This window comes from Thalassobacillus devorans, from assembly GCF_011761345.1.
Classification (GTDB): domain Bacteria; phylum Bacillota; class Bacilli; order Bacillales; family Halobacillaceae; genus Thalassobacillus; species Thalassobacillus devorans.
Window position 1 is genome coordinate 97,342 of record NZ_JAASRY010000004.1, and the last position, 14,695, is coordinate 112,036.

Here is a 14,695-nt window from a genome sequence, read left to right on the forward strand (position 1 = left end):
TAAAGGCGATTACCCTTGTTAATACACAAAACCGTCCTCGGTTATCAAATGATCAACCGGAATATCATATGCTTCATATGGAAGCGCCTCGACAAGCTGCGCATTGGAAGCCAGAGCTACCGTCTTTCCCTGGTAGTCCGATAAATAACGATCATAATAGCCACCGCCATATCCAATCCTATACCCGCGGATATCAAACAACAATCCAGGTACGATAATTAAGTCAATGGCACTCTTTTTTATAGGTTCACATAAATCCGGATTGGGCTCTTGCAAACCGTAAAAAACTGTTTCCAATTGATTGAAATCATCTAATTTATAAAAGTGTAAATGGTGTGGTCTGGGATCACATTTCGGTACAGCAACGATTTTTCCTAGTTCCCAGGACTTTTCAATAACAGCTGATGTATTCCATTCATTCTTTTGAGAAATCGTAATACCTATGGTATCTGCTTGTTGATATAAATGCGATTGCAGGAGCTGATCTACCAGTTTCTGCTCAATCAATACTTTTTCTTCCTTAGATAGACTGGCCATTATTTGCTTACCTCTCGCCCTTAATTGGACTTTATCCATATGATCACTCCTAACCTGGAACTATTTAAAGTATGTAATAACCCGGTTTGACTTCCAAGAAGCTTATTCAACAATAGGGCCGAAAAGTCGAAGACTTGATTTCGAGATAGCTGGGGTCCGTTACCAAATCCGGAGTAAGGGCGGCTGGGAAACGGTTCGCTTTCCTGTGGGGGAGCCGCCGAGCCTCCTCGGTCGTTTCACTCCCTGCGGGGTCTCGTCTGGATCCTTCTCCCACGGGAGTCTCACCGTTTCCCGCCACCCAACTATCAAGAGGCTTAACGGACCCACGTATTTCCTGAGTCAGCGTCCTACATCCCTTAGTTGATAGTGAATAGAACTCGCTCTTTCCTCATTCTTCAATTAAAGGGAGCTTTAGCTGAAAATCATCACGTGAGATTTAACAGACCTAGGTATAAAAAAACAGTAGGATCAAATATCCTACTGCTTACTTAGTTTCACGATGAAGCGTATATTTACGAAGACGTGGGCTATACTTTTTCAGCTCCAGGCGCTCCGGATTTGTACGCTTGTTTTTAGTTGTAATATAATTGCGATCACCAGTTTCAGTGCAAGCAAGTGTAATATTTACACGCATGTTTATCCCTCCATATCCTATCTCGTTTCATATCTCTACTTGATAATATCAGACTTATTTATAATAGCAGAACTACTTTGGCGTTTCAAGCATTCCCATTAAATTAATGTATTAAATGATCATGTAGAAAAACTTGGATGTATGTGATATAAATGTAACTGTATCTTACATAGGAGTGAACGACATGATAATTGCCTTCATAACCATAACTATTACCGGTCTATTTTTATTCTTGGCTTCGTTTTTTATGAATGATCGCTTGAAGCAACTGGAAGACGAGGTGGAACAAATATCGATTACATCTCTACAGGAAAGCTATAAATTAAAACGAAAGGTGAATATTTTAGAGGAAGAGTTACTCATCTCCCTGCCGGCTAAAGAAAACGAGCCACTAAAAGAAAACCCTTTGCAAAGTGACAACACAAAGAACGGATTAGCAGACCATCCTCCCCTAAAGAATCTAAACCAGCTAAGCTCTGCGAGGCGAAAGGCATGAAAAATACGGTAAGAGGTTTTTCGCTTGGCTTACTTGCATCTTCATTAGTATATTTTCTAGTCATGCACTTTGTCGGATTTCCCGAGGCAAAATCTTTACAGGAAGAAACTGAAGATGTACCTAAAGAAGGCCACATATTAATAGAAGAAACAGAATTAGAGGAAATGCTGTACAACCAATACGAGCTTGGACTGAAAGAGAAGAAGCAAGCACCCCTAACTAATGATGAAAGGGTGGACTCCGCCCCTAAAGACAATATAGTTACCAGTACTACTCTTGAAATCGAGCCAGGGATGAACTCAGAAACCATTGCAGAATTTTTGGTAGGAGAAGGCTTGATTATAAGTAAGGTGAATTTCAAACAATACTTAGATGAAGCAGGTTACAGCCGCAACCTTCAGATCGGACAATTCAAGCTTGATTCTGAAATGACCTACCAGGAAATAGCTAAACTTATAACTTCGAACTGAAGTGCCTATCGCTCTGTTGAAAGAGCATGAAGATTCAAGCCAGAAAAAAGGGTTGTATCAATGAGATACAGCCCTTCTCTTTGTTATTCATTCAAATCATAAGATCTCCCTTTAATAAGAAAGAATATTTCTTCCCCAATGTTAGTGATATGGTCAGCAAAACGTTCAATGTAACGAGCTGAAAAAGCCATCTGCATTAAATATTGGATTTGGTCGGGATTATTGGCAGTTAACTCCAGCAATTCTTTGATCATTTCCCCGTACTTTTTATCCACGATATCATCCATTTCAGAAAGCTTATGGGCAAAAGATATATCCTCATGTTCATATGCTTTGTTGGCGATATCTACCATATCAAATGCCACTTCTGCCATTTCTTTTATAGAGGGGTGAATGGAAATAGGGTGATCTTCACCTAAATGAATCGTGGCTTTAGATATATTCTTGGCATGATCAGCCATTCTTTCCAGGTCAGTTGTAATTTTAATGGCGATAATTAATCTACGGAGATCAGTAGCCACCGGCTGCTGTTTGGCGATCAATATCATTACTCTTTCATTGATTTCTTCCTCTTTTTTATCGATTCTTTTATCTTCTTCAATAATTTGATGCGCTTGTTTAACATCGCTGTTATGCAAAGCTGTTATTGCTTTTTGCAAGGCATGTTTAGTATCTTCGGCTAACGTCCTGATATCAGCTTTCAAGTCTTTCAATTCCTCTGAAAAATGTCCACGAGTAGGCATAGTTAAATATTCCCCTTCCAAATTATAATCAACCGAACCTGCCTGAGATATAATCTTCTGTACGTTTATCACCAGGATTAGAAAAGATACGATCCGTGTCATCAAACTCAACCAATTCACCATTTAAGAAGAAGGCAGTTTTGTCAGATACTCTAGAAGCCTGCTGCATGTTATGAGTTACGATAATAATGGTATAATGCTCTTTTAACTGTTGAATTAATTCTTCCACTCTAAGCGTGGAGATCGGATCAAGTGCAGAAGTAGGTTCATCCATTAATATGACATCAGGTTCATTTGCAATTGCCCGAGCGATACATATACGCTGTTGTTGACCACCCGATAATCCGGTTGCGCTCGTGTTCAAACGATCTTTGACTTCATCCCAAATTGCAGCACGTTTTAGACTTTTCTCAACCAAACCCTCTAATTTAGACTTATTCCGGATACCTTGAATTTTAGCCCCAAAAGCCACATTTTCATAAATAGACTTCGGAAAAGGGTTGGGGTGCTGGAAAACCATCCCGACTTTTGTACGTAGTTCCTCTGGATGGTAGTTCGGGTTGAGAATGTCTTCTCCATTATACTTGATTTTTCCAGCTACCTTGACTCCAGGTACCATCTCTACCATTCTATTTAAACCCTTAAGAAAGGTGGATTTTCCACAACCAGAAGGACCAATTATCGCTGTAACTTTGTTTTTAGGAATTTTCATATTGATTTCATATAAAGCCTGGTGTTCTCCATACCACAAATTCATATTTTCAACTTCATAAGAATACTTGTCCATGCTATTTCATTCCTTTACACCATTCCCTTTTACAAAAAGGGTATTATATAATTAAAACTTCCGGGACGTAGAATGTGGGACTGAATCAGCTGAACTTCCCTGAAATATAGTCCTCTGTTCTTTTTTCTTTTGGATTAGTGAACAATTGGGATGTGTTTCCAAATTCTACAAGATCCCCATTATACATAAAGGCTGTATTATCAGAAATTCTAGCTGCCTGTTCCATATTGTGCGTTACAATTACGATCGTGTAATGCTTTTTCAATTCGATGATCAGGTCCTCTACTTTTGCACTGGATATAGGATCCAATGCCGAGGTTGGTTCATCCAATAACAATACCCTCGGCTTCAATGCCAAAGCTCTGGCAATACATAACCTTTGCTGCTGTCCCCCAGATAACGATAAAGCAGAACTTTTAAGCCTGTCTTTGACCTCGTCCCAAATAGCCGCTTGTTTTAGAGAATTTTCAACAACTTCTTCCATGTCCTTTTTCTTCATTCCCATGAATTTCAAAGCATGTGTGATATTCTCCTTGATTGGTTTAGGAAAAGGATTTGGTTCTTGAAAGACCATACCTATCTCTTTTCTTAAGGCAACCACATCAATATTTTTTTCTAATAAGTTTAATCCCTCATATTCAATATTGCCTTCATAACGGGCAATGCTAATTTGGTCGTTCATACGATTGATAGTACGAAGTAAAGTCGATTTCCCACAGCCTGATGGCCCTATAAAAGCTGTGACCTTGTTTTCTTCAATTGGCATAGAGACATTTTTAACAGCGTGGTTTTCGCCATAATATACGCTTAATTCATCTAATTGAAGCAAGGGGACTGAGTTAATTTCTTTGCTCTTATCTAATGGCTTCGTTTTCATATTATTTTCGACCATGTCCATTCTTTTCACCATCCTTATTTTGACCCGGTGATTTTATTGAATATCATATTTCCAATTACGCGAGCGGTAACATTGAAAATCAATACAAATATAATCAAGACAGCGGCCGACCCATTTGCAATTGCATCAAGATCGGGCATGATTCCCTGGGAATTCACCTTCCAGATATGAACAGATAACGTCTCAGCAGAACGGAATGGGTTCAATGGTGAAGTAGAATCAAACGGATCCCAAGTTCCGAAGTCAAGGTTACGTGTCGATAAACCTGCAGTAAATAACAAAGCTGCAGCTTCACCAAAAACTCGACCTGCTGAAAGAAGCACACCGGTAAGAATGCCCGGAAATGCCGCAGGTACTAATACTGTTTTAACCGTATGCCAATGGGTGATCCCTAAAGCCAGACTGGCATTCTTTTGTTTTACAGGAATTGCTCGTAATGAGTCTTCTGTAACCCTAACGATAATTGGCAAATTGAATACCGTCAGAGCGAGGGCTCCGGCAATTATCGAATAGCCCAGCCCGGCGTATTGTACAAATACCAACAAACCAAACATCCCTACCACGATAGATGGCAAAGAAGAAAGTACCTCAACGCTGGTTCGTATGACATTAGTAAGTTTGCCAGGTTTAGCATATTCAGCTAGATAAATACCACCGAGCACACCAAGTGGAACAGAAAAAATCATCGTTACTACAAGTATATAGAAGGAGTTCCATAGCTGATTTTTTATTCCTCCTCCTTCTTGAAAAGAACTAGAATTGGAAGTCAAAAAATCCATATCCACATAGGATAGCCCACTCGTCAATATATATCCCAGTAGATAAACAAGGGTGATGCTCATGATTGCTGCACATAAAACAAAAACTATAGTAGCTAATTTATTGGTAATACGCCTGTTCATTATATTTTCCTCCTTGAGGATACGACTCGGATAATAATGATGAACACATAGGACATAACCAGCAGTATAAGACCTAGTGACCACAACAGACTGTTATGGACACTTCCATACGTGGTATGGGGCATGTCCAGTGTAATAATAGAAGTCAAGGTCGCTGCTTGATCGGTAATAGAATCAGGAAGTCCTTTTACATTACCGATGACCATTTGGATTGCCAATGCCTCCCCAAAAGCTCTGGCCATTCCAAATACGATGGCAGTCATCAATGACGGAAGTGCTGCCGGGATAATTACTTTGTAAATAGTTTGCCACCTTGTCGCACCAAGGCCATAAGCTGCATCCTTGATATCAATTGGAATAGCTTTGATTGCATCTGCAGATATACTAGTGATCGTTGGCAGGATCATAACGCCAACGACGATCATTCCTGCCAATAAACTAAATCCTAATCCCCCGATATGATTCCTTATCAAAGGGACAATGACAGTGACACCAATAAGTCCATATACTACAGATGGAATTCCTACCAATATTTCAATTACAGGCTGTAATACCTTTTGCCCCCACTTTTTTGCAATCTCCGTCATAAATATAGCACTGCCTATTCCAATCGGCGCTGCAAATAATGCCGCCAGAAAAGTTACCGCGAAGGAACCGAAAATGAAAGAAAATGCTCCACTCTCGGACGTTCCATCCCAAGTTGTACTAGTCAGGAAGTTCCAAATATCTATATCAAACACAAAAAATGTTTTTAGCCCCTTATAACCGAGGAATAGGGTTATTGCTATGGTCGCTGCAATAATTATTGCTGCACTAGTAAAAACTATTATCTTACCCGTTCTTTCATTTCTTTTTGCCGAAGAACGGTTTTTTTTCAATAATCTATGCGTCACTGCCTCATTATTCTGGGCTTTGGACATAACATAAACCTCCTAAAATCACGGGAAAGGGGTTGATCGGGCATTCTGCTTTTCAGGAAAGATCGTACTTTCCCTTTCGCAATCCATGCCCTTAATCAACCCTTAGGATCCCCTTATAAAATAAATACTTTTATTTATTTGTCTGTCTCGTTTCCTTCAGCGTCGCGTTCCACTTTCATTTCTGTAGCTGGAATATACCCTTGTGCAGGCACAAGATTATTTTGAATATCCTCACTCATCATATAATCGAGGAACTCTTTGGTAAGTCCTTCTGGTTCACCTTTGGTATAGCTGTGCTGGTAAGCCCAAATAGGGAATTCTCCAGTTTGCACATTTTCGTCACTAGGCTCCACACCATCAATGGATAACGGCGTTACTGTTCCTTCATCATCAAAGTAGGAGAACGCCAAGTAGCCGATAGCTCCTGGTGTATCTGCAACTATTTGTTTCACTCGGTTAGAAGAGTCTTCTGTAATTCCTTCTGCAGGTGTTTTTCCATCAAGACCGAACTCATTGAACGTAGCCCGGGTGCCAGAACCATCTGGACGATTTACAAGGGTGATTTCTTGATCATTTCCGCCAACTTCTGACCAGTTTTTAACTTCCCCGGTGAAAACCTTTTTTAAGTCTTCTTTTGACAGGTTATCTACTCCTGCTTCCGGATGAACGGCAGCAGTCATTCCAACTACCGCAACTTTATGATCGACCAGTTCATCAGCTGGAATATCATCTTTTGATTCAGCAAAATAGTCAGCATTACCGATGTCAAAGTTTCCGGAAGCTACTTCACTCAAGCCTGTACCGCTTCCTCCACCCTGAACTTCAATTTGTACCTCAGGGTTTTCAGACATGAATTGTTCTGCAGCAGCTCCTATCAAAGGCTGCATAGCGCTTGAACCGCCTACAATGATAGAACCGGATGATTCACCGGAATCTCCTCCTGCTTGCTCGTTATTTTCGCCAGAACCTCCACAGGCTGCGAGAACCCCAATCATTAGTACTAGTGTAAATAGTAATCCAAATACCTTGAAAGTCTTCATTTCTTTTCCCCCTACATCGGTTGTTATTTTTGGTTGGCTTGGCCAACTACATGTTCAATAATAAAGCGAGACTTTTAAACTGGAATGAAGCTGTTGTAAAGATTGTGTAAATCATAAAATTTTGCCGCAAAAAAAAGAGCAATACCATTTAGGTATTACTCTTCGTAATTGTCAGACACCTCAGCTTCTTCTTCATTGAGATTCTCATTAACATCTTCTATCCCTTTCTCGCTGCGTTCTTTTTTCAGTTCGAAATAAGCATCGAGGATGTCTTTTGTAATGTCTTTGTTTATAGATGAACTGACACCTTTGCCGACATTGGGCACTACTACTGAAAAAGCAACTTCCGGATTGTCATGAGGAGCATAACCGACCATCGTCAAGTTTTCAGTATCGATAAGTTCTTTTTCTCCATTAATACCCTCTTCTACTACGATGTTTTCTGCTGTACCTGTTTTACCGGCAGGACTATAATCTACATCGTTATATGACCCATATGCTGTTCCACCTTGTTTTTGAAAGACATATTGAAAACCTAACTTCACACGATCAATGTATTCCTGGTCCATTTCGATGCGATTCAATACAGTCGTATTAATATTTTCTCTGACCGGACCCAGTTGCTCCGTGTCATTTGATGGCTCACGAATCTCTTTCACCAGGTGTGGACGTACCCGGTAACCATCATTCGCTATAGTGGAGACATATTGTGCAAGCTGCATGGTGGTATAAGAGTTATATTGACCAATCAACAAGTCAATTTGAGTACCAGGCCCCGGGTTTTGCCCTACTACTCCTACAGCTTCTGAAGGCATGTCAATCCCCGTCGATACACCAAGTCCGAACTGGTTGAAGTAATAAAGAAACTTTTCATATGTCCCTGACTTGAACCCAAGCGGTTCATTTGGTATATAAGTATCTCCACCAATACGAATCCCAGCCAAAAACATATAGACGTTTGAAGATTTTTGTAATGCAGTAACATCACTTACCGGCCCTAGATTCCTATAAGAACTTTTATCTTTTGTTCCTTTAATCCGCAGTGTCCTGTCATAGATTGTTTCCCCAGGTTTCATGACACCTTCCTGCAGTGCCATCAAAACGGTTGCGCCTTTCACAGTGGACCCTGGTAAATGCTGGGCCTGGATAGCTTTATAGGAATGATCGACCACTTCAGGTTCACCGGATTCCCTGTCCCGGTTGTAGTACATTCCAGATACCGCCAGAACCTCACCTGTATTAGGATCCATCATAACAACCATAGCATCTTCGAGAAACCGATTTTTATAAGGTTGACGGGCGATCTCTTCTTTCAACCGCTTCTTTACGATCTCATCCACCTGCTGCTGGAGTTCTATATCAATCGATAGAACAAGATCATCACCACGTGACCCCTCTCTGACCACCTCGGTATTTACAATGTTATTTCTCTTATCGGTTTCATAACGAATTTTTTCTTTTGATCCTCTTAATATACTTTCATACTTTTCTTCCAGGCCGCTTTTTCCAACACGGTCATTACGACTATAATCAAGGGATAAATAATAATCCTGGTTCGCTCTCGGAATCCCCTGTTCAGCATTAGTGATACTTCCAATATAATTACGGAAGGTGCCTTCATACGGATACTTCCTGTTCCAGTCTGATGTTACGTTTATTCCAGGAAGCTGATTCAGGTGCTCCGCCACTGATGCATATTCTTCAATGGTTATATCTTCATTTTTAATTATATGAGGAGCCAAAGCAGAAGCTTGATCGAGTTCTTTCTTTATTGCGATCAACTGGTATTTTTCGAATGGGATAGAATCTATTTCTTCTTCTGTGATCCGATCCAGCATAAGCTGGTATTCTTCTCCCCCAGATAAATCTTCTGTTTCTTCTTGTGAGACCCGCTCTCTGACTTCTTCTTCATTCAGCAGGTAAAAATATTCTTTCAAGTCACGTTCACGGACAATTTTTTTTAATTCTTCCTCATCCCCCATACTGATAAACTCTGCCAAATCTTCTGCAAGCGCAAGTCGGTCCATCGGTTGTACCCCTTTAGGAGGGGTATAAGTAATCGAGTAAAGTGGTTCATTATCAACAATCACACGACCATAACGGTCAAACATTTTCCCTCTCGGCACCGGTGTATGAATCGTTGTATTTTCTGTTCGGTTGATTTCTTCCTGAGCATCTTCTCCATATAAAATTTGAACCACGCCCAACTGAAGTATCAACGAAGCGAATAGTAAAAAAATCACAAAGAATAAAATATTCATTCTTAAAGGAAGATGCGATTTTTTCTTTTTGTTTTTCCCCATCGTCCTCCCCCTTACCTATCAAAATTCACCCAACTATTATAACATTTTCCACCATATTAAAATAGTTGCCAATAGGGATAATTATGGGTTTTTACTTGTTGTCATAGTTGTATCAGTAACATACGCACTTTCTGACTCTTCTTCTTTTCTAAGATCAATCCCTTTTACGAAAAAGTAGATCCAGAAATGTCCAGACCCTACCAGAAGCAAGATGAAAGGAATCGCTCGTTCGGGAGAAAACAAAGTTATCCCAAGTAGAAATATAAGAATCGAAGCTACCCTTCCGGCATTTAAGAACAATTCACGCACCACAATATATTCAATCCGCATCTCCGCTGCTTTCCAAGATTTTCCGATCACATCATAAGTCAGCGAAATATAAGGCACATATAGAATCGGATAGGAAATTCCGATCACAGCCGCGTAAATCAACAATGTAGTGAAATTGACATTAATCAATAATATTGAAAGGGCAAGGTATAAGGAAACCCCTCCTGCGAATATTGCCCATTTCCTCATTCGCGGTTTTATCCACTTGGTTGCCAGAAAATAAAGGACAAATGCACTTCCGGAATATACAAGGTTAAACATTCCTAAAGAAAGCTCACTTTGGGTAGCGATATAAACCCAAATGGAAATGACAAATAAAAAAGTCCCTTCCCTCAGCCCTTGGAATACATGAGCGTGTAATATCTTTCCCCAATTTTTATTACTTTTTCTCTCCTGGAAAATTCGTTGAAAAGAAAAGTTACCTTTGGCTTTTCGACGTTGCAGAAAGAAACTGGTAACAACTGCACAAATAAACAAAACAAATGAAATGGTGAAGATCACCGTGTACCCCGTAAATGCAGCCATATTGGCAATAATCAGCCCGGCTAATATGGGGCCAACCATACCGCCAAATGACTGAAGCAAACCAAGGAAACCATTAAAAAAATCGCGGGTATCCGGTTCCGTAATTTCAAAGGTAAGTACATTAAAAGCAAGCCAGTAAAATCCATAACCAATGCCCAATAAACCGCCAAGCAATATATTAAAGCTGGCAGCTTTTTCGCCTACGATCAAGACCGTCAAAAAGAACAAGGATAAAAAAATAACCCCTGCACGTAAAACAACTACACGGTCTACCTTTTTCGCAAATTTTCCAGCAATGATGAAAGTCACCGGCTGCAGTATATAGATGCTTAAGTTATACATTGCGATAGCAGTATATTCACTGGATTGTTTCCAAAGATAAACGTTTACAAAAGTATTCGACAAAAATATTCCTAACGAGTAAAGTCCGCCTATCAACAGCAATAGCAGTAAGTCTTTATTCACTTCTGTCGGCCCTAAGAGGGAATGTAATAATTTTTTCATATCTCCAATCTCCTTTACTGTCAGTCCTTAGTGTCTGCAAACAGAGTGGAGATATGCACATGAAAAAAGCGCGGACCCTTGGCCCGCGCTTAGTTTTATCATTATTTTGCTTCTTCGTAGCGTTTAGAAACCTCTTCCCAATTAACTACGTTCCAGAATGCTTTTGCATAATCAGGACGCTTGTTTTGATACTTAAGATAGTACGCATGCTCCCATACGTCCAATCCTAATACAGGAGTTTTACCTTCCATAATCGGGGAATCCTGGTTCAACGTATCAGTGAGTTCAAGGTTGCCGTTATTAACGACTAACCATGCCCAACCAGAACCAAAACGACCTGTTGCTGTTTTTTCGAATTCTTCTTTAAAGGATTCGAAGCTTCCAAACTTTTCGTTAATAGCGTTAGCTAGATCTCCTGATGGCTCTCCACCACCGTTTGGAGACATGATTTGCCAGAATAAAGTGTGGTTTGAATGTCCACCGCCATTGTTACGAACAGCAGTACGAATGTCTTCAGGTACAGCATCCAGGTTGCCAATGAGATCTTCCAAGGATTTACTTTCTAAATCCTGGTGACCTTCCAATGCATTGTTCAACTTCGTAACATAGGTGTTATGGTGTTTCGTGTGGTGGATGTTCATTGTTTCCTTGTCGATGTGTGGTTCTAGTGCGTCATAAGCGTAAGGTAGTTCAGGTAGTTCAAATTTAGCCATAATGAAATTCCTCCTTTTTAGAATATGTACATAAGTGCTTGTAAGCAGTATTACTACTTTTAAGCCTCTATTGCAAATGTACCAAAGCATCTGAAGTGTTGCAAATATTATGCATATTCTTATTTATCTTTTATATACACGCTGCATATATAATGTTACCTAAACGAAGCCTATTCAAACATATCTCCCTTCGAAAGGTATAAAAAAATGCTGCGTTTACAGCAGCATTTGTAGTCAATTCCAGAAAGTGGCTTGGGACGGAATCGAACCGCCGACACACGGATTTTCAGTCCGTTGCTCTACCGACTGAGCTACCAAGCCATAATGGTTATTATTCAGTTAATTGATAATCAGTGCACTGACGGTTTTTTTCCACTTATTAAAAAATGGCGGAGGAGGAGGGATTCGAACCCCCGCGGGCCGTGAAGCCCCTGGCGGTTTTCAAGACCGCTCCCTTCAGCCAGACTTGGGTACTCCTCCGCAAAAAAATGGTGGACCCTGCAGGATTCGAACCTGCGACCGATCGGTTATGAGCCGATAGCTCTAACCAGCTGAGCTAAGGGTCCACATGGGGCGACCGGTGGGGATCGAACCCACGTATGCCGGAACCACAATCCGGTGCGTTAACCACTTCGCCACGACCGCCATGTGAATGTATATAGTTTTAATATGTATGGTGTCGGCGGAGGGGATCGAACCCCCGACCTTACGGGTATGAACCGTACGCTCTCGCCAGCTGAGCTACGCCGACATTGAAGGCTCCACCGGTAGGATTCGAACCTACGACCAATCGGTTAACAGCCGATTGCTCTACCACTGAGCTACGGTGGAATAATGTCAATAGTATTTCATTGGATAATAACCAAGTTTTTATGCTCGTTGTTCAACCCTTATCTTAATACTCGTTACCTAATAAGTTGTGTTGAACTCCTCGCAAAGCCTCCAGAGAAGAAACAAGTTCACGGCTTCGCTACGGTGGAATAAAGTATGTATTGCTTCCAATAGGATTATGAAAGTGGCTTGCTTTGTGGAAGCGACGAAATATAATATATCATGTATTCTTATGGGTGTCAACCAAGAAAATATGCTGGATTTAAAAGCAACAGAAATAATATAGCACGTTCCTCTCATGCTTTCAAGGGCTTTTTTAAAGATAAAAGCGCGCCCGAAGGCGCGCTGCTTGTCTTATTGGTCCTCTTCACCCAAAACTTCCTCGGCGATATTTACTGCGTGATCTCCAATACGCTCCAGGTTACTGATAATATCAACAAACACAATACCTGCTTGTCCAGTACATAAACCTTCATTCAAACGCAGGATGTGCTTCTTACGGTAGTTTCTTTCCATCTGGTCAATTTGATCCTCTTTTTGCACAACTGCTAAAGCTTCTTCACGATCCATAGTTTCTAAGGCTTTGGTTGCCTGTTTAACAGTTATAGCCGTCAAGTTGAACATTTCATTAAGATCTTCTTGTGCCTGACCCGTCAAATCAACTTTATTCGAAATTTTATAATCAATTAATTCAACAATGTTTTCAAAATGGTCCCCGATTCGTTCATAATCTCTGACTGAATCTAGAAGGGCGGAATGCTTCCGGCTATCTTCATCAGTTAATGGTGCAACAGATAACTGCACAAGATAATCTGTTATCTTTCTATCCAGATTATTCAGCGCATCTTCAAGCTGAAGTGCTACCTCTGCATGTTTTGGCTTCTGATTATTCAAGTAATTGCTTGTCTCTTCCAGCCCTTTATATGATAATTCACCCATTTTCAAGACCTCTTCTTTCGCTTGGTCAAGTGCTAAAGAAGGTGACTGATCTATAAAGATTGGATCAAGATGCTGTGGTTTGAAATCCATCACAGTGTCATCACCAGGAATCAATTTAACAACTATCCATGCTAGAACAGCAATCAACGGGAACTGCAGAATTGTATTCGTAATGTTAAATGAACCATGGGCAAACGCAATCGTCATCTCTGGATTTAAAGATAAAACATCCCTTAAATAACGAACATACATCTCAAATAACGGTAGAATTATTAAGAATATGGTCGTACCTACAACATTGAAAATAACGTGGATCATTGCTGCACGTTTCGCTGCGATACTAGCACCGATAGAAGCAAGTACAGCAGTGATGGTTGTACCAATATTATCCCCGAACAATACTGGTAAAGCTGCATTTAAGTCCATTGCCCCTTGAGCAAATAAACCCTGTAATACACCAATCGTTGCACTTGAGCTTTGGACAATCACCGTAAAGACAGTACCAATAACAACACCAAGAATTGCATTTTCACTCATGCTTACAGTTAACTCCTGGAATACTTCCATGGAACGAAGTGGCTTCATTCCACCTTCCATAATGTCAAGACCTAAGAATAACGCACCAAACCCAAATACTGATTGTCCAATATAGGAGATACGTTTATTTTTGAAAAAGAATAATAAAATGGCTCCTAATGCCACAATCGGTAGAGCATATGCTTTAATTTCCAATCCAATAATAAAAGCAGTTGCAGTTGTACCGATATTGGCACCCATAATAACACCAATCGCCTGCCTGAATGTCATGAAACCAGCATTAACCAGTCCTATAGTAAGTACAGTTGTACCTGTACTTGTCTGAATAAGAATGGTTACTACAATACCTGCAAGAACCCCCATAAATGGATTGGAGGTAAAGCGATCGAGTAAATCTCTCAATCGATCACCTGCGGATTTTTGCAGACCGTCTCCCATGTATTTCAGACCAAACAAGAATATTCCCAGACCGCCGATAAATTCAAATATCATTTGTTGAACATCGATTTCCAACGGTTGTCCACCCCTTCTTTTCATCCAAAGTTTTGTTTCTCTTTAAAACACCTCTACCATTATTAATGACCTG

Annotated in this window: 14 protein-coding genes and 6 tRNA genes; 2 read left to right on the forward strand and 18 right to left on the reverse strand. The window is 40.4% G+C overall.

The genetic code is table 11. The features are described from left to right. Positions 1 to 18 precede the first annotated feature (18 nt). Both FHS45_RS13605 and rpmG read right to left on the reverse strand, forming a co-directional pair. Complete coding sequence (locus FHS45_RS13605) at positions 19 to 576, reverse strand: 5-formyltetrahydrofolate cyclo-ligase (protein WP_062446730.1); 558 nt, start codon at positions 574 to 576, stop codon at positions 19 to 21. Between the two features lie 445 nt (positions 577 to 1,021). Continuing rightward, positions 1,022 to 1,171 (reverse strand): 50S ribosomal protein L33, encoded by a 150-nt coding sequence (rpmG, locus tag FHS45_RS13610; RefSeq protein ID WP_028783218.1) that lies wholly within the window; start codon positions 1,169 to 1,171, stop codon positions 1,022 to 1,024. Positions 1,172 to 1,355: 184 nt separating this feature from the next. Between rpmG and FHS45_RS13615 the strand changes: the two genes are divergently transcribed. Together FHS45_RS13615 and FHS45_RS13620 are read left to right on the forward strand one after the other, a co-directional pair. Beyond that, the gene (locus FHS45_RS13615) at positions 1,356 to 1,667 is read left to right on the forward strand and encodes a hypothetical protein (protein WP_062446732.1); all 312 of its coding nucleotides are present in this window, start codon (positions 1,356 to 1,358) and stop codon (positions 1,665 to 1,667) included. Beyond that, positions 1,664 to 2,137 carry a hypothetical protein gene (locus tag FHS45_RS13620; protein ID WP_062446734.1) on the forward strand — a complete coding sequence of 158 codons (474 nt, stop codon included), beginning with the start codon at positions 1,664 to 1,666 and terminating at the stop codon, positions 2,135 to 2,137. Before FHS45_RS13615 ends, FHS45_RS13620 begins: the two co-directional genes overlap by 4 nt. An 83-nt stretch (positions 2,138 to 2,220) precedes the next feature. Here FHS45_RS13620 and phoU read toward each other — a convergent pair whose 3' ends face one another. From phoU to FHS45_RS13700, 16 genes are all read right to left on the reverse strand, one after another. After that, positions 2,221 to 2,880 (reverse strand): phosphate signaling complex protein PhoU, encoded by a 660-nt coding sequence (gene phoU / locus FHS45_RS13625; RefSeq protein WP_062446736.1) that lies wholly within the window; start codon positions 2,878 to 2,880, stop codon positions 2,221 to 2,223. Between the two features lie 28 nt (positions 2,881 to 2,908). Beyond that, positions 2,909 to 3,667, reverse strand: coding sequence for a phosphate ABC transporter ATP-binding protein PstB (pstB, locus tag FHS45_RS13630; RefSeq protein ID WP_062446739.1), 759 nt, complete (start codon positions 3,665 to 3,667; stop codon positions 2,909 to 2,911). Between the two features lie 85 nt (positions 3,668 to 3,752). After that, positions 3,753 to 4,559, reverse strand: coding sequence for a phosphate ABC transporter ATP-binding protein PstB (pstB, locus tag FHS45_RS13635; protein WP_181949551.1), 807 nt, complete (start codon positions 4,557 to 4,559; stop codon positions 3,753 to 3,755). A 20-nt stretch (positions 4,560 to 4,579) separates the two neighbouring features. Further along, on the reverse strand, positions 4,580 to 5,467 hold the full coding sequence (gene pstA, locus FHS45_RS13640) for a phosphate ABC transporter permease PstA (protein ID WP_062446742.1): 888 nt from the start codon (positions 5,465 to 5,467) through the stop codon (positions 4,580 to 4,582). After that, positions 5,467 to 6,387: a phosphate ABC transporter permease subunit PstC gene (gene pstC, locus FHS45_RS13645; protein WP_062446744.1), complete on the reverse strand. Its 921-nt coding sequence runs from the start codon at positions 6,385 to 6,387 to the stop codon at positions 5,467 to 5,469. Before pstC ends, pstA begins: the two co-directional genes overlap by 1 nt. Before the next feature lie 134 nt (positions 6,388 to 6,521). Continuing rightward, positions 6,522 to 7,427 (reverse strand): phosphate ABC transporter substrate-binding protein PstS family protein, encoded by a 906-nt coding sequence (locus FHS45_RS13650; RefSeq protein WP_062446746.1) that lies wholly within the window; start codon positions 7,425 to 7,427, stop codon positions 6,522 to 6,524. 155 nt (positions 7,428 to 7,582) lie between these two features. Beyond that, entirely contained in the window at positions 7,583 to 9,730 is a 2,148-nt protein-coding gene (locus FHS45_RS13655) for a peptidoglycan D,D-transpeptidase FtsI family protein (protein WP_062446748.1), read from the reverse strand. A gap of 81 nt (positions 9,731 to 9,811) precedes the next feature. After that, the gene (locus FHS45_RS13660) at positions 9,812 to 11,089 is read right to left on the reverse strand and encodes an MFS transporter (protein WP_062446750.1); all 1,278 of its coding nucleotides are present in this window, start codon (positions 11,087 to 11,089) and stop codon (positions 9,812 to 9,814) included. Between the two features lie 101 nt (positions 11,090 to 11,190). Then, entirely contained in the window at positions 11,191 to 11,802 is a 612-nt protein-coding gene (locus FHS45_RS13665; protein ID WP_062446753.1) for a superoxide dismutase, read from the reverse strand. A gap of 248 nt (positions 11,803 to 12,050) precedes the next feature. Then, positions 12,051 to 12,123 (reverse strand) — tRNA-Phe (locus tag FHS45_RS13670). 66 nt (positions 12,124 to 12,189) lie between these two features. Continuing rightward, positions 12,190 to 12,282, reverse strand: a tRNA-Ser gene (locus FHS45_RS13675). 9 nt (positions 12,283 to 12,291) lie between these two features. Further along, a tRNA-Ile gene (locus FHS45_RS13680) sits at positions 12,292 to 12,368 on the reverse strand. A 3-nt stretch (positions 12,369 to 12,371) separates the two neighbouring features. Continuing rightward, positions 12,372 to 12,447, reverse strand: a tRNA-His gene (locus FHS45_RS13685). 29 nt (positions 12,448 to 12,476) lie between these two features. Then, positions 12,477 to 12,553 (reverse strand) — tRNA-Met (locus tag FHS45_RS13690). Positions 12,554 to 12,561: 8 nt separating this feature from the next. After that, positions 12,562 to 12,633 (reverse strand) — tRNA-Asn (locus FHS45_RS13695). Between the two features lie 354 nt (positions 12,634 to 12,987). Beyond that, positions 12,988 to 14,622, reverse strand: a complete 1,635-nt coding sequence (locus FHS45_RS13700) for a Na/Pi cotransporter family protein (RefSeq protein ID WP_062446755.1) — start codon at positions 14,620 to 14,622, stop codon at positions 12,988 to 12,990. Positions 14,623 to 14,695: the final 73 nt, after the last annotated feature.

Bases quoted from the DNA above. Each gene is read 5' to 3' on its own strand.
- FHS45_RS13605 (WP_062446730.1), bottom strand. From the start codon at position 576: ATGGATAAAGTCCAATTAAGGGCGAGAGGTAAGCAAATAATGGCCAGT.
- rpmG (WP_028783218.1), bottom strand. From the start codon at position 1,171: ATGCGTGTAAATATTACACTTGCTTGCACTGAAACTGGTGATCGCAAT.
- FHS45_RS13615 (WP_062446732.1), top strand. From the start codon at position 1,356: ATGATAATTGCCTTCATAACCATAACTATTACCGGTCTATTTTTATTC.
- FHS45_RS13620 (WP_062446734.1), top strand. From the start codon at position 1,664: ATGAAAAATACGGTAAGAGGTTTTTCGCTTGGCTTACTTGCATCTTCA.
- phoU (WP_062446736.1), bottom strand. From the start codon at position 2,880: ATGCCTACTCGTGGACATTTTTCAGAGGAATTGAAAGACTTGAAAGCT.
- pstB (WP_062446739.1), bottom strand. From the start codon at position 3,667: ATGGACAAGTATTCTTATGAAGTTGAAAATATGAATTTGTGGTATGGA.
- pstB (WP_181949551.1), bottom strand. From the start codon at position 4,559: ATGGTCGAAAATAATATGAAAACGAAGCCATTAGATAAGAGCAAAGAA.
- pstA (WP_062446742.1), bottom strand. From the start codon at position 5,467: ATGAACAGGCGTATTACCAATAAATTAGCTACTATAGTTTTTGTTTTA.
- pstC (WP_062446744.1), bottom strand. From the start codon at position 6,387: ATGTCCAAAGCCCAGAATAATGAGGCAGTGACGCATAGATTATTGAAA.
- FHS45_RS13650 (WP_062446746.1), bottom strand. From the start codon at position 7,427: ATGAAGACTTTCAAGGTATTTGGATTACTATTTACACTAGTACTAATG.
- FHS45_RS13655 (WP_062446748.1), bottom strand. From the start codon at position 9,730: ATGGGGAAAAACAAAAAGAAAAAATCGCATCTTCCTTTAAGAATGAAT.
- FHS45_RS13660 (WP_062446750.1), bottom strand. From the start codon at position 11,089: ATGAAAAAATTATTACATTCCCTCTTAGGGCCGACAGAAGTGAATAAA.
- FHS45_RS13665 (WP_062446753.1), bottom strand. From the start codon at position 11,802: ATGGCTAAATTTGAACTACCTGAACTACCTTACGCTTATGACGCACTA.